Source organism: Streptomyces sp. NPDC051183 (assembly GCF_040682455.1).
GTDB lineage: Bacteria > Actinomycetota > Actinomycetes > Streptomycetales > Streptomycetaceae > Streptomyces.
In genome coordinates, this window is record NZ_JBFBBA010000009.1 from 84,624 (window position 1) to 104,508 (window position 19,885).

A 19,885-nucleotide genomic window follows, 5' to 3' on the forward strand; every position below is an offset into this window, starting at 1 on the left:
AGACTAGCCGTCCGTTTCGGGGTCACTTTCCGTGTCCGGTTCTACTTGGAGGATCCGCTCAAGGCGGGCCCGGCCGGGGAGGTTGCGGGGGCGGATGACGCGGCCGCTGCGGACGTGGAGGAAGGCGGCGGTGACCCGGTCGAGGGGCGTGCCGGTGGCTTCCGCCCAGGCCAGGCGGTACACGGCGAGCTGGAGGGGATCGGCCTCGGTGGTGCGGCCGGTCTTCCAGTCGACGATCTCGTACGAGTCACCGGACTCGTCGGTGTGCTTGTACACGGCATCGATCCGGCCGCGGATCACGCGGCCGGCCAGGGTCAGCTGGACCGGGGCCTCCATGCGGTGCGGTGGCCGGTCGGCGTACGGGCTGCGCTCGAAGGCCGCCTTGAGGGCTTCGAGGTCGGCCTCGTCGGCGATCTCCTGGTCGGAGCCGGGGAGTTCGGTGGCGGGGTCGAGGACGTCGAGGAGGGGCAGCGGGAGCTCGTCGAAGCGGGACTCGACCCAGGCGTGGAAGCGCGTGCCCTGGCGCGCCGCGGGTTGCGGGGGTTTGGGCATGGGGCGGGCGAGATCGCGTACGAAGCCCTGCTCGTCGGCGGCGAGCCGCAGCAGTTGGCTGGCGGAGAGGGCGGCGGGGAGCTCGACGTCCCGTACGGCCTGCCGGGCGCGGCGGAGCTCGCCCTCCAGGGCGTCGAGGTCCCGGTCCCAGGACGCGATGGCCCGGGCCTCTTCGGGGGTGAGACCGTCCCTCCGGGCGGGGGCCCGGTCGTGGGCCGGCGGGCGGGCGGGTGCGGGTGCGGTGGGGCCCGGCCCGGCGGGGGCCCAGGCGTCGGGCTCCGGCCACAGGTCGTCGCCGCCGACCGGGGTGCCGGGTCCCACGGGGGTGGGGGCCCAGGCGTCGGGCTCCGGCCACAGGTCGTCGCCGCCCGGGGCGGTGGGGGCGGGTTCTTCCCCCGCCCCGCCCCTTCCCGAAACCGGGGCTCCGCCCCGGACCCCGTCGAGGGTCGGACCCCCGGCCCCGGGCGCGGCTGCGCCGCCGGCCGGGTCCCGAGGCTCCTCCGGGCGCGGGTCGGACCCGGCGCGGGCCCAGCCGTCGGCCTCCGGCCACAGGTCGTCGCCGGGACGCCCGGGTGCGCCCGAACCGCCCGGGAACCGGGCGCGGGGCGCCGTCGGGTCGGGGTCGGTGGGGGGCCAGTCGTCGGTCTCCGGCCAGAGGTCGTCGGCGGGGGGCGGGGCCGCGGGGTCCAGCCAGGGGTCCTCGCAGTGCGGGGGCCAGAGGTAGGGGTCGTCCGGCGGGGTGGAGAGGTGGGACTCGACCAGGGCGGCCGCGGCTCGGCGGAGGGTCAGGGAGTCCGGGTCCAGGGGGAGCGGCCAGGAGTGGTCCGCGGTGGACTCGGCGGCGAGGGCCGGGTTCTCCGCATCCGGGGCCGGGGCGTCCGCCCAGACCTCGATCTCGCCGTGGCCGGCGGCGCAGTGGGCGTACAGCGCGTCGAGGAACGCGGAGGGCCCGCGGCGCTTCTTCTGGGTCGGGCCCCACCAGTGGCCCGACGCCAGCAGGAGGGAGCGGGGCCGGGTGAAGGTCACGTACCCGAGGCGGAGCTCCTCCGTCGACTTGTGGTCCTTCAGGGCCGTCTTGAAGGACTTCAGGCCGGCCGAGGTCCATGCGGGATCCGCCGGCAGGGTCTCCGAGTCGCCGCGCAGCGCGTACGGGAGGACCTTCGCGTACGAGGTCCAGGCCTCCGGCGCCTTCTCCTTCGGGAACGCGCCCGCGCACAGGTCCGGGACCACGACCACGTCCCACTCCAGCCCCTTGGACTTGTGGGCGGTGAGGACCTTGACCGTGTTCTCGCCGCCGGGCAGCGCGTGGTCGAGGCCCTTCTCGTACTGGGCGGCCGTGCGCAGGAAGGCCAGGAAGGCGAGCAGGGACGCCTCGCCGTCCAGCGCCGCGAAGCCGGCCGCCACGTCCAGGAAGCCGGAGAGGGTCTCCCGGCGGCGGGCCGCCAGCGCGTGCGGGGACGCGGACAGTTCGACATCGAGCCCGGTCGCCGACAGGACCCGGTGCAGGACGTCCATCAGCGGATCGGCGAGCGAGCGCCGCAGGTCGCGCAGTTCCTGCGCGAGGTGCGCGAAGCGGACCCGCGCGTCGGCCGAGAAGGGCAGGTGGTCGTCCGGGGCGGAGCCGCCGCCGTCCAGGAACGTCTCCAGCGCGTCGGCCAGCGACACGATCTCCGCGGGGTCCACGCCCTCCACCGCCGCCGCGAGGCGCCCGTCCGGGTCGTCCCCCGGGGCGGGCGCGCGGCCGACCAGCAGCCGGGCGCGGCGGCCCAGCAGCGCCAGGTCCCGGGCACCGATCCGCCAGCGCGGGCCGATGAGCAGGCGTACGAGGGCGGCATTGGCTCCGGGGTCCTGGAGGACCTCGCAGACCGCGACCAGGTCCGCGACCTCCGGGAGGTGCAGCAGGCCGGAGAGGCCGACGACCTCGACGGGTACGTCCCGGGCCACCAGGACGGCCTGGATCCGCGCGAAGTCCCCGGCCGAGCGGCACAGTACGGCGATCTCGCGCGGCTCCGTACCCGTACGGACCAGGTGCGCGACGGAGTCCCCGAGCCAGTCGAGCTCCTCGGCGTGGGTCTCCAGCAGGGCGCAGCGGACCTGCCCGTCGTACTCGGCGCCGGGCGCGGGCCGCAGTGCCTCGACGCCCTCGTGCATGGAGCGCAGCGGCGCGGCGAGGCCGTTGGCCAGGTCGAGCAGGCGGCCGCCGCTGCGCCGGTTCTCGCTCAGCGAGAGGCGGGTGGCGGGGCGGCCGTCGGCGTGCGGGAAGTGTTCGGGGAAGTCGTCGAGGTTGGCCACCGAGGCCCCGCGCCAGCCGTAGATCGCCTGGCAGGGGTCACCGACGGCGGTCACGGGGTGGCCGGTCCCCCCGCCGAAGAGGCCGGACAGCAGCAGCCGCTGCGCCACCGAGGTGTCCTGGTACTCGTCCAGCAGCACCACGCGGAACTCCTCGCGCAGCAGCGCCCCCACCTCGGGCCGGGTGGTGGCGAGCTGCGCGGAGAGGGCTATCTGGTCGCTGAAGTCGAGCAGGTCGCGGGAGCGCTTGGCGGCGCGGTAGCGCTCGGTCAGCTCCAGCAGTTCGAGGCGGCCGCGCACCGCCTCGGGGATCTTGCGCAGGTCGTCGTTGGTGAGCTTGGCGTCCGCGAGGCCGGCGAGGAGCCCGGTGTCGTACGCGCGCAGCTCGGCCGGTTCGACCAGGTGCTCGGACAGTTCCCCGTCGAGCGCGAGCAGGTCGCTGACCAGGTCGGGGATCGACTTCGTCAGGGCCGGGTACGGGCCGGGGGCCTCGCGCAGCACGCGCGCGGCGAGCTGGAAGCGGGTGGCGTCGGCGAGCAGCCGGGCGCTGGGCTCCAGGCCGATGCGCAGGCCGTGGTCCTTCAGGAGCTGTCCGGCGAAGGCGTGGTACGTGGAGATGCGCGGCTCGCCGCCGGCCGTGTCGGCCTCGGCCGGGGAGGGGTCCGGGTCGCTGATGCCGGCCCGCGCGAGGGCCACCCGTACCCGCTCGGCGAGCTCGCCCGCGGCCTTGTTGGTGAAGGTCAGGCCGAGGACCTGCTCGGGCGCGACGGCGCCGGTGCCGACCAGCCAGACCACTCGGGCGGCCATGACGGTGGTCTTGCCGGATCCGGCGCCCGCCACGATGACCTGTGGGGCGGGCGGGGCGGTGACGCAGGCCATCTGTTCGGGCGTGAAGGGGATGCCGAGGAGCTCCTTGAGCTGCTCGGGGTCGGTGAGGACGGACGGACGCGCGGACACGTAAAGAGGCTAGCCGCCCCCACCGACACCCCGGCTCACCCGGCGGCTCTCCCGGCCGCTCACTCGACCGTCTGACGGCCTTCCGGGCGGGCGCTGCACGAGCTGCGGAAGGAGCAGTGGTCGCAGTGCTTGCCGGCGGCGGGCGCGAAGCGCTCGTCGAGGACCCGGCCGGCGGCGGTGGCGAGGAGGTCGCCGACCCACTCCCCGGCGAGCGGCTGCTGGGCCTGGATCTTCGGCACCGTGTCGCCGCCGTCGCGCTGGGCGGCGCCCTGGCGCAGCTGGACGAGTTCGGCCCCGCCCGGTTCGGGGCGCAGCCCGTCGAAGACCTCGTCGACGGCGCCCTCGCGGACGGCGAGCTGGTACACCGCGAGCTGGGGGTGGCGGGCGACCTCGTCGCGCGTCGGGGCGGACTTGCCGGTCTTGAAGTCGACGACGTACGCCCGCCCCTGCGGGTCGGCCTCGACCCGGTCCATGGAGCCGCGGATGCGGACGGCGTACTCGCCCGCTTCGAGCGTGACGTCGAAGTCGTGCTCCGTGGCCACGGCCTCGCGGCCGCCGCGGTCGGTGGTGTGCCAGCGCAGGAACCGTTCCAGGGCGGCGCGGGCATTGTCCTTCTCCTGGCGGGACTTCCAGGGCGCGTCGAAGGCGAGGGAGTCCCAGACCGAGTCGAGGCGCTCCATCAGCACGGCGAGGTCGGCGGGGGTGCGCCCGGAGGCGACCTCGTCGGCGAGGACGTGGACGACGTTGCCGAAGCCCTGGGCGGCGGTGGAGGGGGTGTCGGCCTTGACCTCGCGGCCCAGGAACCACTGGAGGGAGCAGGTGTTGGCGAGCTGGTCCAGGGCGCTGCCGGAGAGGGCGAGGGGCCGCTCGCGGTCGCGCAGCGGGACGCTGCTGCGGGTCGGCTCGTACAGGCCCCACCAGCGCTGCGGGTGGGCGGCGGGCACCAGCGGGCGGTCCTCGTCGTCGGTGAGCACGGCGAGGCGGGCGAGGCGCCGGGCGGCGGCCTCGCGCAGGGCGGGCGAGGCGTCGGGGTCGACGGTGGTGGCGCGGAGCTCGGCGACGAGCGCCGGGACGGCGAGGGGGCGGCGGGGGCGGCCGGTGACGTCCTTGGGGGTGACGCCGAGCTCGGAGAGGAAGCGGGAGGGCTGGTCGCCGTCCTCGGCGGGGGCCTTGACGGCGGTGACGACGAGGCGGTCGCGGGCGCGGGTGGCGGCGACGTAGAACAGGCGGCGCTCCTCGGCGAGGAGCGCGCCGGGGGTGAGGGGCTCGGCGAGGCCGTCGCCGCCGATGCGGTCGGCCTCCAGGAGGGAGCCCCGGCGGCGCAGGTCGGGCCAGAGCCCGTCCTGTACGCCGGCGACGACGACGAGGGACCACTCCAGGCCCTTGGAGCGGTGGGCGGTCATGAGCCGTACGGCGTCGGAGCGGGTGGCGCGGGTGGTGAGGGTGTCGGCCGCGATGTCCTCGGCCTCCAGCTGTTCGAGGAGGTTGAGCGCACCGCGGCCGCCGGTACGTTCCTCCGCGCGGGCGGCGGTGTCGAAGAGCGCGCAGACCGCGTCGAGGTCGCGGTCGGCGTTGCGGCCGGCGGCGCCGCCGCGGCGGGCGCTGCGTTCGAGGCGCTGGGGCCAGGGGGTGCCGTCCCACAGGGTCCAGAGGGCCTCTTCGGCGGTGCCGCCGCCCTGGAGGAGCTCGCGGGCCTTGCGCAGGAGCAGGCCGAGGCGTTGCGCTCCGCGGGCGTGGGCGGGGTCGTGCGCGACGAGCCGCTCGGGCTCGGCGAGGGCGCGGGCGAGCAGTACGTCGGAGGGCGCGGGCGTCTTGACCCCGGCGGCCCGCTCCTCGTCGCGCAGGGCCCGCCCGAGCCGCCGCAGGTCGGCGGCGTCCATCCCGCCGAGCGGCGAGGCGAGCAGCGTCAGCGCGGCCTCGACCCCGATCCACCCCTCGCCTCCGGCGGTGCCGGGATCGACGGCCCCGGGCTCGGCGGCGCCCGCGTCCGCGGGGCCCTCCCCCTCACCGGGGGCCGGCTCGGGAACGCCCTCGCCCGTGTGGCCCAGAACCCCGTCGGCAGAGCCGAACCCCGCCGGACGACCGCCCGGTGCGGCGCCCACGCCACCGGCTCCGCCGACGGCCGGGCCGGAGTCGGCCCCGGCGTGGGTGGCGCCGCCAGTGGCCACCGCGGCGGGGCCGGAGTCCGGCCCTCCCGGCTCGGCCGCCCCGGAAGCGGGATCACCCACGCGGGCGGCCGCCACCGCGGCGGGCTCGCCTGCGGCGGGGACGGGCGCGGGAAGGCCCGCGGCGGCCCCGGCGGTAGCGGTGTTCGCCGCCGCCGCGGGGGTGAACTCGGGGGCGGCCGGGGCCGCCTCGGCCGGGCCAGGGGCGGTTGCCGCGGCCGCCGTTGCGCCGGGGGCGGACGGGTCCGCGGCCGGGTCCGCGGACGGGGGGTCCTCCGGGAGGGTGGCGGCGGCGGTGGCTGTGATGCGGAGGGCCGTCAGGAGGGGGGAGACGGCGGGCTCGTGGCGCAGGGGGGTGTCCGCGCCGTCCGTCTCGGCCGGGACTCCCGCCGAGATCAGGGCGCGGCGCATCGCCGGGAGCGTACGCCCGCCGGCGCGGACCAGGACGGCCATGTCGCCCCACGGCACGCCGTCCTCCAGGTGGGCCCGGCGCAGGACGTCGGCGATGTTGTCCAGTTCGGCGCCGGCCGTGGGGTACGTGAAGACCTCGACCCGGCCCCCGTCCCGCGTGGGCCGCAGGTCGCGGTGGGCCCGTACGGCCGCTGCCGGCAGGCGCGGCACCGGCATCCGGGCCGTCAGCAGGCGGGTGGCCGCGAGCAGGCCGGCGGACTGGCGGCGGGAGACGGTCAGCGCACGCACGGCGGCGCCCGGGAACGCGCTCTCGAAGTCGAGGACGTTGTTGATGTCCGCGCCCCGGAAGGCGTAGATCGACTGGTCGGGGTCGCCGAAGGCGACCAGCGTGCCCCCGGGTCCGGACAGGGCGCGCAGCAGGCGCAGCTGCGCGGCGTCGGTGTCCTGGAACTCGTCCACGAAGATCGCGTCGTACGAGGAGGAGAGCGCCGGCGTGCGCTCCGCCAGCAGGACGGCGCGGTGCACGAGTTCCGCGTAGTCGAGCGTGCCCTGGAGGTCCAGGACGTCGAGGTACTCGGAGAGGAAGGCCGCGGCCGCCTTCCAGTCCGGGCGGCCGATCCGGTGTGCGAAGTCGGACAGCGCCGCGGGTCCCAGGCCCAGCTCGCGCGCGCGGGCCAGCACGGCGCGCACCTCGTCCGCGAAGCCGCGGGTCGTCAGCGCGGCGCGCAGGTCGTCGGGCCAGCGGATCGAGCGGAGCCGGCGCTGGCCCTCCAGGAGGGTGCGGACCATCACGTCCTGCTCGGGCCCGGACAGCAGCCGCAGCGGGTCGGCGAACAGGTCGGTGTCCTGGTGGGCGCGGACCAGCCCGTAGCAGAACGAGTGGAAGGTGGTGGCCTGCGGGGCGCGCGCGCCGCCGAGGCGCAGGGCGGCCCGGTCGCGCAGTTCCACGGCCGCCTTGCGGCTGAAGGTGAGGATCAGGATGCGGGCGGGGTCGGTCCCGGCCTCCACGCGGGCCGCGGCCGCCTCGACCAGCGTGGTCGTCTTTCCGGTGCCCGGTCCGGCCAGGACGAGCAGCGGTCCGCGGGTGTGGTCAACCACGGCGCGCTGCGCTGCGTCCAGCACAGGGGGATCCACCCGTTCCGGCCCGGTGCGCACGAGGCGGTACGCGTCAGAGGTCCGCGTACGCCGCCGCTCGGTGCGGTCGGAGGAAGAGGTGTTCACGTGGGGTGCCGGTCCTGGTGGGTCTGCGGTTGCTGGCGTTGCTGGCGTTGCTCGTGTGGCTGGCGTTGCCTCGACGGCCCGAGCCGAGCCCGGAGCCGAGCCCGAAGCCGGAGCCGAAGGGGCAACGCTACGCCAACCGCCGCGTCCGGCGCAGTTCCCTCAGGAGCGCCGTCCCGCCCCGCGGGTCCCTCGTACGGGCCTTCGCACTCTCCTTCGACCGCCCGTTCGGGCCGCGCATGGCGGAAGCTGTCAGGTGTGACCTTCGTCCTGCCCGGCGACCCCGTCCCAGCGGGCCCGCCGCATGTCCAGCCGCGGTTCGCCGGCGCCGGTGAGCCGCAGCGGGGTGGCCTCGGCGCGGTAGTTCTCCAGCGCGCGCCGCTCGCTGCCGGGCAGGGGGCGGCCGTCCGCCCGCACCACGCGCCACCAGGGCACGGCTCCCCCGTACAGGGCCATGACGCGGCCGACCTGGCGGGGTCCGCCCTCGCCGATCCACTCCGCGACGTCGCCGTACGTCATCACCCGGCCGGGCGGAATCCGCTCGGCCGCCTCCAGTACCCGCTCCGCGTAGGCGGGCAGTTCCTCGCTCATTCAGCACAGGGTGCCGCAACTCCCCGGACAAGCAAACGACAACCTCTCGGAAGCCCTGGTTCCGCACCGGCGCGCACCCTGATGCCCCGCTCGCCCGCCGGTCCGTGCCACCATCTTCCGGGCGGTGACTGGTGATACGTGATCAAGAAGAGACGGAAGTGACGGCGAAGGAGCAGGGTGTGAGCCCTCCGAACGGCGCGGCGACGGACGACGGCGCCGGGCGCCCGGGTCCCGACGGCGACCCGTACCCGGACGCGGTCCGGGACTCCGGCACGGAGCCGCACCCCGACGCCGCCCAGGCCCGGCCCCCGTCGACGGCGCCCCCGTCGACGGCGAAGCCCCCGGTACCGAACGTCTCCGCCGAGGCCGCCGAGGCCGCGGCGGAGACGCACCCCGACGACCCGCCCGGCCACACCCCGACGGCGGCCGACCGGGTCGCGGTGGACGAGCCGCTGCTCGCCGCCCGCGTGCACCGCCCCTCGGACCTCGTACGCCTCCTCGCCGGCATCCTCGGCATCGCGATCGTGCTCGGCATCTCCGCCTTCGCCCACGGCACCACGGCGGGCCTGGAGCAGGACATCAGCAAGGGCACCGGGCAGGCGCCGGACGTGCTGATCAAGGTCGCCGGGCTGGTGTCGAGCATCGCCGTGCTCCTCGTACCGGTCGCCTTCGCCGTCGAGCGGCTGATCAAGCGCGACGGACTGCGGATCGCGGACGGGGTCCTCGCCGCCGTCCTCGCGCACGGGGTCACCCTCGCCACCGACCTGTGGGTCTCCCAGGCCGCCCCCGAGACCATCCAGGACGCGCTCACCCGTCCCACCGGACTCGGCGGGGCCCTCACCGATCCGGTGCACGGCTACCTCGCGCCCGTGATCGCGTACATGACGGCCGTCGGGATGACCCGGCGGCCGCGCTGGCGGGTCGCCCTGTGGGTGGTGCTGCTGCTGGACGCCTTCGCGATGCTGGTCAGCGGCTACACCACACCCTTCTCGATCATCCTGACGGTGCTGATCGGCTGGAGCGTCGCGTACGGAACCCTGTACGCCGTCGGCTCGCCGAACGTCCGGCCCACCGGACAGAACCTCCTCGCCGGGCTGCGCCGGGTCGGCTTCCAGCCGGTCAGCGCGATGCGCGCGGAGGCCTCCGAGGGGGACGGCGGCGACACCGGCGACCGGGGGCGGCGCTACCACGTCACCCTGGAGGACGGGCCCGCGCTGGACGTCACCGTCGTGGACCGCGAACAGCAGGCCCAGGGCTTCTTCTACCGGGTCTGGCGCCGGCTGACCCTGCGCGGGATCACCACCCGGCGCAGCATCCAGTCGCTGCGGCAGGCCCTGGAGCAGGAGGCCCTCCTGGCCTACGCGGCCATCGCGGCCGGGGCGAACGCGCAGAAGCTGATCGCCACCTCCGAGCTGGGTCCGGACGCCGTGATGCTCGTCTACGAGCACCTGGGCGGGCGGAGCCTGGACGCGCTGCCCGACGAGGAGATCACCGACGAGCTGGCCCACAACGCCTGGGAGCAGGTACGGGCCCTCCAGTCGCGCCGGATCGCGCACCGCAGGCTCACCGGTGACGCCCTCGTGGTGGATCGTTCCGGCAAAGTCATCCTCACCGACCTGCGCGGCGGCGAGATCGCGGCCGGCGACCTGGTGCTGCGGATGGACATCGCGCAGCTGCTGACCACGCTCGGCCTGCGGGTCGGCGCGGAGCGGTCGGTGGCCGCGGCGGTGGCGGTGCTGGGGCCCGACGCGGTGGCGGACTGCCTGCCGATGCTCCAGCCGATCGCCCTGAGCCGCTCCACCCGGGCGACCCTGCGCAAGCTCGCGCGGGAGCGGGCGGACCGCGAGCGGGAGGCCGTACTGGAGTCCTCCCGGGCGGAGAAGGCGGCGCGCGAGGCGGGGGCGTCCTCGACCGGCTCCGCGACCAGCCCCGCGGCCGGGCGCAAGGCCGAGAAGCGTGCGCTGGACGACGCCCTGGAAGGGGCGCGGGAGGAGGACCTGCTCAGCCAGATCCGCCGCCAGGTGCTGCTCATCCGCCCGCAGGCCCCGGTGGAACCGGCGCGGCTGGAACGGATCCGGCCCCGCACCCTGGTGTCCTTCATCGCGGGCGCCTTCGCCGCGTACTTCCTGCTCACGCAGGTGGCCGACGTGAAGTTCGGGACCATCATCGGCGAGGCCCAGTGGGGCTGGGTCGGGGCGGCGCTCGCCTTCTCGGCGCTCAGCTACTTCGCCGCCGCGATGAGCCTGCTGGGCTTCGTACCGGAGCGGGTCTCGTTCCCTCGGACGGTGCTCGCGCAGGTCGCGGGGTCCTTCGTGAAGCTGGTGGCCCCTGCCGCGGTCGGCGGCGTCGCGCTGAACACCCGCTTCCTCCAGCGGTCCGGGGTGCGGCCGGGACTCGCGGTGGCGAGCGTGGGGGCCTCGCAGCTCTTCGGGCTGGCCAGCCACATCCTGCTGCTGCTGTCCTTCGGCTACCTGACCGGGACCGAGAAGACCCCGGAGATGACCCCGTCCCGGACGGTCATCGCCGGTCTGCTGACGGTGGCGGTGCTGGTCCTGGTGGTGACGGCGGTGCCGTTCCTGCGGAAGTTCGTCGCGACCCGGGTACGGGCCCTGTTCGCGGGGGTCGTCCCGCGCATGCTGGACGTCCTCCAGCGGCCGCAGAAGCTGCTGACCGGCATCGGCGGGATGCTGCTGCTGACCGGCTGCTTCGTGATGTGCCTCGACGCCTCGATCCGTGCCTTCGGGGGCGGCCAGGCCATCAGCTACGCGAGCATCGCGGTGGTCTTCCTCGCGGGCAACGCGCTGGGGTCGGCCGCGCCTACGCCGGGCGGCATCGGGGCGGTGGAGACCACGCTGACGCTGGGTCTGGTCGCGGCGGGTCTGGACAAGGAGATCGCGATCTCGGCGGTGCTCCTGTTCCGCACGATGACCTTCTGGCTGCCGGTGCTGCCGGGGTGGCTCTCGTTCAACTTCCTGACCCGCAAGGGAGCCATCTAGAAGACCAGGAGCAGCGCCGCCAGCAGGGCCGCGCAGCAGGCGACCTCGACCGCGCCGATGACGGGGGCCTTCAGGGCGCGGCCGGGGAGGGCGGCGGCCCGGGCCAGGTAGGCCGCGAAGGGGAGCGCCAGCCACGGCGAGAGGCAGCAGGCCGCCGCCAGGGCCGCGGCGTGGTGGGCCACCGACCCCCGGTAGTACGCACGGGAGTTCCGCTCCCGGATCATCGTCTTCACGTACGGGACCGTGCCCGCGAAGTACAGCAGGCAGGCGAGCGCCGGCGCCCACAGCGGTCCCGCCCCGCCGAGGCGGCCCGCCACCAGGAGCATGCCGCAGGCCGGGACCACCGCCGCGAGCCCGTTGACCAGCGCGCGCTCGCGGCCCCGCCACGCGAAGTACGTGTTCACCGCCACGAACGGCGAGGCGGTCAGCGCCGCCACCACCAGCCACGGGTGCAGCGCCGCCACCGGTCCGCCCGCCGCCGCGAAGGCCGCGCCGAAGACCACCGCCGGGCGCCCGTGCCGCCCGGCCGACCGCAGCCCGCGCCGGTGCAGCCGCAGCCACTGCTGGGCGTGGAACACGGCGACGTACCCGAGCAGCCAGGCCGCGAAGAGCAGCGCGTGCGCCCACCTCGGCCGGGGGGCGAGCAGGGTCCCCGCGAGGAACGGCACCGCCAGCATCGCCCAGGCCCCGTGCTGGTCCGGTATCCACCTGTACTTCATTAATTGGCATTTCTCCGCGTAATTTGCCTCCGCCTTCGCGGAGTTGGACTTCCTCCAGCCTGACATCCGACCGGCCCGCGAAAGACCGGAAAGAGGTCATGCCCCGACGGGACCTTTGTCATCGGGTTCGCCTTTTCCGCAGGCGTAGCGTCGAAAGCACCATCGTTTTCCGGCCTGGAGGGTCGCTTTGCACCAGCGTCAGGGGCGTCAGGGCCATCAGGCGGCCGCCGATTCGCTCATCAAGGCGGGCAGCTTCTTCACCCGCGCCGAGGTGTCCGACGACCTGCGCACCGTCCACCGCACCGGCGGGCGGGCCGCGGAGGCGTTCTACCGGGACCGGTGGAGCCACGACAAGGTCGTGTACTCCACCCACGGCGTGAACTGCACCGGTTCCTGCCGCTGGAAGGTGTACGTCAAGGACGGGATCATCACCTGGGAGACCCAGTCGACGGACTACCCCTCCGTCGGCCCGGACAGCCCGGAGTACGAGCCCCGCGGCTGCCCGCGCGGGGCCTCCTTCTCCTGGTACTCCTACTCCCCCACCCGCGTCCGCTACCCGTACGTGCGCGGCGCCCTCCTGGAGATGTACCGCGAGGCCAAGCAGCGCCTGGGCGACCCCGTCGAGGCGTGGGCCGACATCCAGGGCGACCCCGAGCGCCGGCGTGCGTACCAGCGGGCCCGCGGCAAGGGCGGGCTGGTGCGCGCGACCTGGGAGGAGGCGACCGAGATCGTCGCCGCGGCGCACGTGCACACCATCAAGGAGCACGGCCCGGACCGGGTCGCCGGCTTCTCGCCGATCCCGGCGATGTCGATGGCCTCGCACGCCGCCGGGGCCCGCTTCCACTCCCTCATCGGTGCGCCGATGCTGTCCTTCTACGACTGGTACGCCGATCTCCCGGTCGCCTCGCCGCAGGTGTTCGGGGACCAGACCGACGTGCCCGAGTCGGGGGACTGGTGGGACGCCGCGTACCTGATGATGTGGGGCTCCAACGTCCCCGTCACCCGCACCCCGGACGCGCACTGGATGACCGAGGCCCGCTACCGCGGCCAGAAGGTCGTCACCGTCTCGCCCGATTTCGCGGACAACACCAAGTTCGCCGACGAATGGATGCATCCGCACCCCGGGACGGACGGTGCGCTGGCCCTGGCGATGGGCCATGTCATCCTCAAGGAATTCTTCGTCGAGAAGCAGACCCCGTTCTTCACGGATTACGTCCGGAAATACACCGACCTGCCGTTCCTGGTATCGCTGCGCGAAACCGATCAGGGGCTGGTCCCGGGGAAGTTCGTCACCGCCGCCGATCTGGGCCGGACGGATGGTTCGGACGCGGGCGAGAACGCGCAGTGGAAGACCGTTCTCATCGACGACGCGAGCGGTGAGCCCGTCGTCCCGAACGGCACCCTCGGGCACCGCTGGGGCAAGAACGAGAAGCCGGAGTGGAACCTCGACCTCGGGGACACCGTTCCGCGCCTGACCCTGCTGGCCGAGGGCGAGAGCGCCGAGGTCACCCTCCCCCGCTTCGAGGACGACGAGCGCGGCGGCACCGTCCGCCGCGGTGTGCCCGTGCGCCGGCTCGGCGGCCGGCTCGTCACCACCGTCTTCGACCTGATGCTCGCCCAGTACGGGGTGGGCCGCGACGGCCTGCCCGGGGAGTGGCCCACCGGCTACGAGGACGCGAGTGCGCCCGGCACCCCCGGCTGGCAGGAGTCGCTGACCTCCGTCCCGGCGGCCCAGGCCGCGCGCGTGGCGCGGGAGTTCGCGAAGACGGCCGAGCAGTCGCAGGGCCGCTGCATGATCCTGATGGGTGCGGGGACGAACCACTGGTTCCACTCCGAGACCATCTACCGCGCCTTCCTCGCCCTGCTCACCCTCACCGGCTGCCAGGGCCGCAACGGCGGCGGCTGGGGCCACTACGTCGGCCAGGAGAAGTGCCGTCCGGTCACCGGCTGGGCCACCCTCGCCGCCGCCTCCGACTGGTCGCGCCCGCCTCGCCAGATGATCGGCGCGGCCTGGTTCTACCTGCACACCGACCAGTGGCGCTACGACACCCTGCCGGCGGAGGCGCTCGCGTCCCCGCTCGCCGAGGGCGCCTTCGAGGGCATGACCGGGGCCGACTGCCTGGCGGCGAGCACCCGCATGGGGTGGATGCCGTCCTACCCGACCTTCGACCGCAATCCGCTGGAGCTCGGCGAGGCTGCGGACCCGGTCGCCGCCGCCGTCGAGCAGCTCAAGGACGGCACGCTCGGCTTCGCCGGCGAGGACCCGGACGCGCCGCGCAACTGGCCGCGCGTGCTCAACGTATGGCGGGCCAACCTCCTCGGGTCCAGTTCCAAGGGCAACGAGTACTTCCTCAAGCACCTCCTCGGCACGCACTCCAACCTCCCCGAGGACGGGCCGCGTTGCGAGCCGAGGGACGTGACGTACCGGGAGGCGGACGTCGAGGGCAAGCTCGACCTCCTCATGAGCATGGACTTCCGGATGACGTCCACGACGCTCCTGTCGGACGTGGTCCTCCCGGCGGCCACCTGGTACGAGAAGCACGACCTGTCCTCCACGGACATGCACCCCTTCCTGCACGCCTTCACCCCGGCCGTGGACCCGCCGTGGCAGGCCCGGTCCGACTACGACGCCTTCCTCGGCCTCGCCGAGCGCTTCGGCGAGCTCGCCGGAACCCATCTGGGCGTACGCAAGGACCTGGTGGCGACCGCGCTCCAGCACGACACCCCGGGCGGCGAGATGGCCCAGCCGGGCGGGGTCGCGCTGGACTGGTCGAAGGGCGAGTGCGAGCCCGTACCCGGCAGGACGATGTACAACCTGGCCGTCGTCGAGCGCGACTACGGCGCGGTCGGGAGCAAGTTCGCCGCGCTCGGCCCGCTCGTCGACGAGCTCGGGGTGACGACGAAGGCCATCACCTTCGACGTGGCCGAGGAGGTCGCCTACCTGGGGCGGAAGAACGGCCTGGTCCGCGGCGGCGTCGCCGACGGCCGCCCGCGCCTGGACACGGCGCAGCGCGCCTGCGAGGCGATCCTCTCGCTCTCGGGCACCTCCAACGGCCGTCTGGCGACGCAGGGTTTCGAGACCCTGGAGAAGAAGGTCGGCACGCACATGGCCCACCTGGCCGCCGAGGCCGAGGGCAAGCGGATCACCTTCGCCGACACCCAGGCCCGCCCGGTCCCGGTGATCACGTCGCCCGAGTGGTCCGGGTCGGAGGCCGGCGGGCGGCGCTACACGGCCTTCACCGTGAACACCGAGCACCTCAAGCCCTGGCACACCCTCACCGGCCGCCAGCACTTCTTCATCGACCACGACTGGCTGCACGAGGTCGGGGAGTCCCTCCCGGTCTACAAGCCGCCGCTGAACATGCACACCCTGTACGGGGAGCCCGAGCTCGGCACGGTCGACGAGAAGGCGAGGTCGGTGGCGGTCCGCTACCTGACCCCGCACAACAAGTGGGCCATCCACAGCCAGTACCAGGACAACCTCTACATGATGACGCTGGGCCGCGGCGGCCAGACGGTGTGGATGTCCCCGCAGGACGCCGATGCCATCGGGGTCGCGGACAACGACTGGATCGAGGCGGTCAACCGCAACGGCGTGGTCACCGCCCGCGCGATCGTCTCCCACAAGATGCCGCCCGGCACGGTCTACATGAACCACGCGCAGGAGCGCACGGTCGGCGTCCCGAAGACGGAGAAGACGGGCCGCCGCGGCGGCATCCACAACTCGCTGACCCGGGTGATGCTCAAGCCCACCCATCTCATCGGCGGCTACGCCCAGCTGACCTGGGCCTTCAACTACCTCGGCCCGACCGGCAACCAGCGCGACGAGGTGACGGTCATCCGCCGCCGCGACCAGAATGTGGAGTACTGACAGCATGCGCGTGATGGCACAGGTCGCGATGGTCATGAACCTCGACAAGTGCATCGGCTGCCACACCTGTTCGGTCACCTGCAAGCAGGCGTGGACCAACCGGCAGGGCACCGAGTACGTCTGGTTCAACAACGTCGAGACCCTCCCCGGCCAGGGCTACCCGCGCCGCTGGGAGGACCAGGAGAAGTGGAAGGGCGGCTGGGAGCGGACCCGCTCCGGCAAGCTCCGCCTCCGGGCGGGCGGCCGTCTGGCCAAGCTGGGGCAGATCTTCGCCATCCCCCGCCTGCCGGAGATCGACGACTACTACCAGCCCTGGACGTACGAGTACAAGAACCTCACCGAGGCCCCGGCGGGCGACGACCTGCCCACCGCCCGGCCCGTCTCCCAGGTCACCGGCGAGCCGATCGACAAGATCGAGTGGGGTCCGAACTGGGACGACAACCTCGGCGGCGCCCCCGCCAACGCACCCGGGGACCCGATCGTCGAGAAGATCCGCGACGAGGTCGGCGAGAAGATCCGCTTCGAGTTCGAGCAGAGCTTCATGTTCTACCTCCCCCGGGTCTGCGAGCACTGCCTCAACCCCGCGTGCGTCTCGTCCTGCCCCTCGGGCGCGATGTACAAGCGCGAGGAGGACGGCATCGTCCTGGTCGACCAGGACCAGTGCCGGGGCTGGCGCATGTGCGTGACCGGCTGCCCGTACAAGAAGGTGTACTTCAACCACCGCACCGGCAAGGCCGAGAAGTGCACCTTCTGCTTCCCGCGCATCGAGGTCGGCATGCCGACGGTGTGCTCGGAGACCTGCGTGGGCCGGATGCGCTACCTCGGCGTGATGCTCTACGACGCCGACAAGGTCGCCGAGGCCGCCGCCGTGGAGGACGAGCACGACCTCTACCCCTCCCAGGTCGAGTGTTTCCTGGACCCGCACGACCCGGCCGTCGCCGCGGCCGCGCGCGCGGCCGGCATCACCGACGAGTGGATCGACGCCGCGCGCAACTCCCCCGTCTACGACCTGATCGCCACCTACCAGGTCGCCCTCCCGCTCCACCCGGAGTACCGGACGATGCCGATGGTCTGGTACGTCCCCCCGCTCTCCCCCGTGGTCGAGGCGGTCGCCGCCACCGGCAGCGACGGCGAGGACGCGGGCAACCTCTTCGGCGCCATCGACGCCATGCGCATCCCGGTCGAGTACCTCGCGCAGATCCTCACCGCCGGTGACACCTTCCCGGTGGAGGCGGTCCTGCGCCGGATGGCCGCGATGCGCGCGTACATGCGGCGCGTCAACCTCGGCGAGGAGCGGGACGAGTCGATCGCCGCGGCGGTCGGGCTGACCGGGCAGGAGGTGGAGGACATGTTCCGGCTCCTGGCCATCGCCAAGATCGAGGACCGTTTCGTGATCCCGTCGGCGGCCCGCGCCGACGCCGAGGCGCTCGCCGAGACGCACCCGCTGGACGACGCCGAGTGCCCGGTGGGCGCGCTGCCCGAGCCGCGCGTGCTGCTCAACCTCAGCCCGACAAGGAGGAGTTCGTGAACCCGGATGCCCTGGTACGCCTGGTGGCGGGCTGCGCCCTGCAGTACCCCGGCGACCACTTCCACGACGAGTTCCCCCGGCTCCGTGCGGCCCTCGCCGGGGCGCCCGCCGAACCGGCCGCGCTGCTCGGCGCGTTCCTCGACCACGCCGGGTCCCTGAGCCCGATCGAGCTGTGCGCCGAATACACCGCCACCTTCGACACCCGCAACCGGCGCTGCCTGTACCTGACCTGGTGGGTGGACGGCGACACCCGCCGGCGCGGGCTGTCCCTGGTCCGGCTGAAGCGGATCTACCGGGACTTCGGGCTGGAGTTCGCGGGCGAGGAGCTGCCCGACTTCCTGCCCGTGGCCCTGGAGTTCGCCGCCCTGCGCGAGGAGCCCGGCACCGAGCTGCTCCAGGAGCACCGGGCGGGGCTGGAGCTGCTGCGGATCGCGCTCACCGAGTCGGGCTCCCCGTACGCGGGCGTGCTGCGAGCCGTCTGCGCGACCCTGCCCGGGCCCTCCCCCGAGACCAAGGCCGAGGCGAAGGCCCTCGCGCGGAACGGGCCGCCGCAGGAGCTGGTGGGCGCGGGCTCGCCGCTCGAACCCTTCGGTCCGGGCATCGACATGCCCGTCGACCTCCCCTGGCCCACCGCACCCGAAAGGCAGAGCGCCTGATGGACCTCCTCCTGTGGGGCGTGCTCCCGTACGTCTCCGTCGCGCTGCTGATCGCGGGCACGGTCTGGCGGGCCCGGTTCGACAAGTTCGGCTGGACCACCCACTCCTCGCAGCTGCACGAGTCGCGGCTGCTGCGGATCGGCTCGCCGCTCTTCCACTTCGGCATGCTGTTCGTGGTCCTGGGCCATGTCGTGGGCCTGCTGATCCCGATGAGCTGGACCGACGCGGTGGGGCTGAGCGACCACGCGTACCACCTGCTCGCCGTCTCCACCGGCGCGGTGGCGGGCCTCGCGGCCGCCGTGGGCATCGGCATCCTGGTCCACCGGCGCTTCACCCTCCCGGCCGTCCGCAGGGCCACGCTGAAGAGCGACCACCTGATGTACACGTTCCTGCTGGGCGCGATGGTGCTCGGTCTGACGGCCACGGTCCTCAACTCCACCGGGCAGACGAACGGTTACAGCTACCGCGAGGGCATCTCGGTCTGGTTCCGCAGCCTGTTCACCTTCGATCCGGACTACCACCTGATGGCGAGCGCCCCGCTCGCCTTCCAGCTGCACATCCTCTTCGGGTTCACGCTCTTCGCGCTGATCCCGTACTCGCGGCTGGTGCACATGTTCTCGGCGCCGCTGAAGTACGTGTTCCGGCCGTACGTGGTCTACCGCAAGCGGGACCCGGAGCAGCTGGCCAACCGCCCGCAGAAGCGCGGCTGGGAGCGCGTGTCGTGAGCCGCCCCGCGCCCACCGTCGTGCGCCGGCCCCGGCACGCCGTCTCCGAGCGGCCCTTCATCGTGATCTGGGAGGCGACGCGGGCCTGCCCGCTGGCCTGCCTGCACTGCCGGGCCGAGGCGCAGACCGCCCGCCATCCGCAGGAGCTCGACGGGGCGGACGCCCGCCGGGTGATGGACCAGATCGCCGCCTTCGGCCGGCCGAGCCCGCTGTTCGTGATCACCGGCGGGGACCCCTTCCAGCGCGCCGACCTCACCGACCTGGTCGCCTACGGGACGTCGCTCGGCCTGCGGGTCGCGGTCTCCCCGTCCGGTACGCCCACGCTGACGCGGGAGAACCTGGTGGCGGTCCGCGACGCGGGAGCCGTCGCCCTGTCCCTGTCCCTGGACGGCTCGACCGCCGAGCGGCACGACGCCTTCCGGGGCGTGCCCGGGGTGTACGACTGGACCCTGGACGGCTGGCGGGCGGCCCGCGAGCTCGGGCTCAAGGTGCAGATCAACACGACGGTCACCCGGGACGGCCTGGAGGACCTCGCCGACGTCGCGGCGCTGGTCAGGCGCGAGGGCGCGATGCTGTGGTCGGGGTTCGTCCTGGTGCCGACGGGACGCGGGGAGCAGTTGGACGCGCTCACCGCCGGCGAGGTCGAGGACGTGCTGCACTTCCTCTACGACTGCGGCGCGGTGATGGCGACCAAGACCACGGAGGGCCACCATTTCCGGCGGGTCGCGCTCCAGCGGACGGTGCTCGACGCGCGCGGCGAGCGGCCCGTGCTCGGCGAGCTGTACGGGCGCCTGTCGGCCCGCGCCCGGGATCTGGGGCTCTTCGACGGGGAGCGGCGGTCGGTGCGGCGGCCGCCCATGGACGTCTCCTCGGGGCGCGGCTTCGTCTTCATCTCGCACACGGGCGAGGTCCATCCCAGCGGCTTCCTGCCCGTCTCGGCGGGCAACGTGAAGAACCATCCGCTGACCGACATCTACCGGGGCTCGGCGCTGTTCACCAAGCTCCGGGATCCCTCGCTGCTGCGCGGGAAGTGCGGGGCCTGCGAGTTCAAGACGGTGTGCGGGGGGTCGCGCTCGCGGGCGTACGGCTTCACGCGCGACGTGCTGGAGGCGGACCCGTACTGCGCGTACGAGCCGGGCAGCTTCCCGTACCCGGAGGAGCTGGCGGCTCTGGCCGAAAGCATGAGGCGCTGACACAGGACAGCCCC

The 19,885-nt window shown here is 73.9% G+C and carries 10 protein-coding genes; 6 read left to right on the forward strand and 4 right to left on the reverse strand.

Annotated features, from left to right (window positions below):
• Positions 1-3: 3 nt before the first annotated feature.
• From AB0M99_RS10445 to AB0M99_RS10455, 3 genes are all read right to left on the reverse strand, one after another.
• The gene (locus tag AB0M99_RS10445; RefSeq protein ID WP_365918651.1) at positions 4-3,798 is read right to left on the reverse strand and encodes an ATP-dependent DNA helicase; all 3,795 of its coding nucleotides are present in this window, start codon (positions 3,796-3,798) and stop codon (positions 4-6) included.
• A 59-nt stretch (positions 3,799-3,857) separates the two neighbouring features.
• Entirely contained in the window at positions 3,858-7,595 is a 3,738-nt protein-coding gene (locus AB0M99_RS10450; RefSeq protein WP_365918653.1) for an ATP-dependent DNA helicase, read from the reverse strand.
• A gap of 249 nt (positions 7,596-7,844) precedes the next feature.
• Positions 7,845-8,183, reverse strand: coding sequence for an MGMT family protein (locus AB0M99_RS10455; RefSeq protein WP_365918655.1), 339 nt, complete (start codon positions 8,181-8,183; stop codon positions 7,845-7,847).
• A gap of 179 nt (positions 8,184-8,362) precedes the next feature.
• Between AB0M99_RS10455 and AB0M99_RS10460 the strand changes: the two genes are divergently transcribed.
• The gene (locus AB0M99_RS10460) at positions 8,363-11,179 is read left to right on the forward strand and encodes a lysylphosphatidylglycerol synthase transmembrane domain-containing protein (protein WP_365918657.1); all 2,817 of its coding nucleotides are present in this window, start codon (positions 8,363-8,365) and stop codon (positions 11,177-11,179) included.
• Here AB0M99_RS10460 and AB0M99_RS10465 read toward each other — a convergent pair.
• Positions 11,176-11,898, reverse strand: coding sequence for a YwiC-like family protein (locus AB0M99_RS10465; RefSeq protein ID WP_365918659.1), 723 nt, complete (start codon positions 11,896-11,898; stop codon positions 11,176-11,178). The two genes, AB0M99_RS10460 and AB0M99_RS10465, sit on opposite strands and share 4 nt — an antisense overlap.
• 187 nt (positions 11,899-12,085) lie before the next feature.
• On the opposite strand from AB0M99_RS10465, the gene AB0M99_RS10470 reads away from it, so the two are divergent.
• From AB0M99_RS10470 to AB0M99_RS10490, 5 genes are read left to right on the forward strand one after another with little or no spacing between them, the layout of a single operon-like run.
• Positions 12,086-15,769: a nitrate reductase subunit alpha gene (locus AB0M99_RS10470; RefSeq protein ID WP_365918661.1), complete on the forward strand. Its 3,684-nt coding sequence runs from the start codon at positions 12,086-12,088 to the stop codon at positions 15,767-15,769.
• A gap of 4 nt (positions 15,770-15,773) precedes the next feature.
• A complete protein-coding gene (gene narH / locus AB0M99_RS10475; protein WP_365918663.1) occupies positions 15,774-17,297 on the forward strand; it encodes a nitrate reductase subunit beta in 1,524 nt (507 codons plus the stop codon).
• Entirely contained in the window at positions 17,294-17,953 is a 660-nt protein-coding gene (gene narJ / locus AB0M99_RS10480) for a nitrate reductase molybdenum cofactor assembly chaperone (protein WP_365918664.1), read from the forward strand. The genes narH and narJ overlap by 4 nt, the downstream gene beginning before the upstream one ends.
• The gene (gene narI, locus AB0M99_RS10485) at positions 17,953-18,678 is read left to right on the forward strand and encodes a respiratory nitrate reductase subunit gamma (protein WP_365918666.1); all 726 of its coding nucleotides are present in this window, start codon (positions 17,953-17,955) and stop codon (positions 18,676-18,678) included. Before narJ ends, narI begins: the two co-directional genes overlap by 1 nt.
• The gene (locus AB0M99_RS10490) at positions 18,675-19,871 is read left to right on the forward strand and encodes a TIGR04053 family radical SAM/SPASM domain-containing protein (protein WP_365918668.1); all 1,197 of its coding nucleotides are present in this window, start codon (positions 18,675-18,677) and stop codon (positions 19,869-19,871) included. The genes narI and AB0M99_RS10490 overlap by 4 nt, the downstream gene beginning before the upstream one ends.
• Positions 19,872-19,885: the final 14 nt, after the last annotated feature.

Excerpts from the sequence above, each read along its gene's own strand:
- narI (WP_365918666.1), top strand. The coding sequence starts at position 17,953 with ATGGACCTCCTCCTGTGGGGCGTGCTCCCGTACGTCTCCGTCGCGCTG.
- AB0M99_RS10465 (WP_365918659.1), bottom strand. The coding sequence starts at position 11,898 with ATGAAGTACAGGTGGATACCGGACCAGCACGGGGCCTGGGCGATGCTG.
- narH (WP_365918663.1), top strand. The coding sequence starts at position 15,774 with ATGCGCGTGATGGCACAGGTCGCGATGGTCATGAACCTCGACAAGTGC.
- AB0M99_RS10455 (WP_365918655.1), bottom strand. The coding sequence starts at position 8,183 with ATGAGCGAGGAACTGCCCGCCTACGCGGAGCGGGTACTGGAGGCGGCC.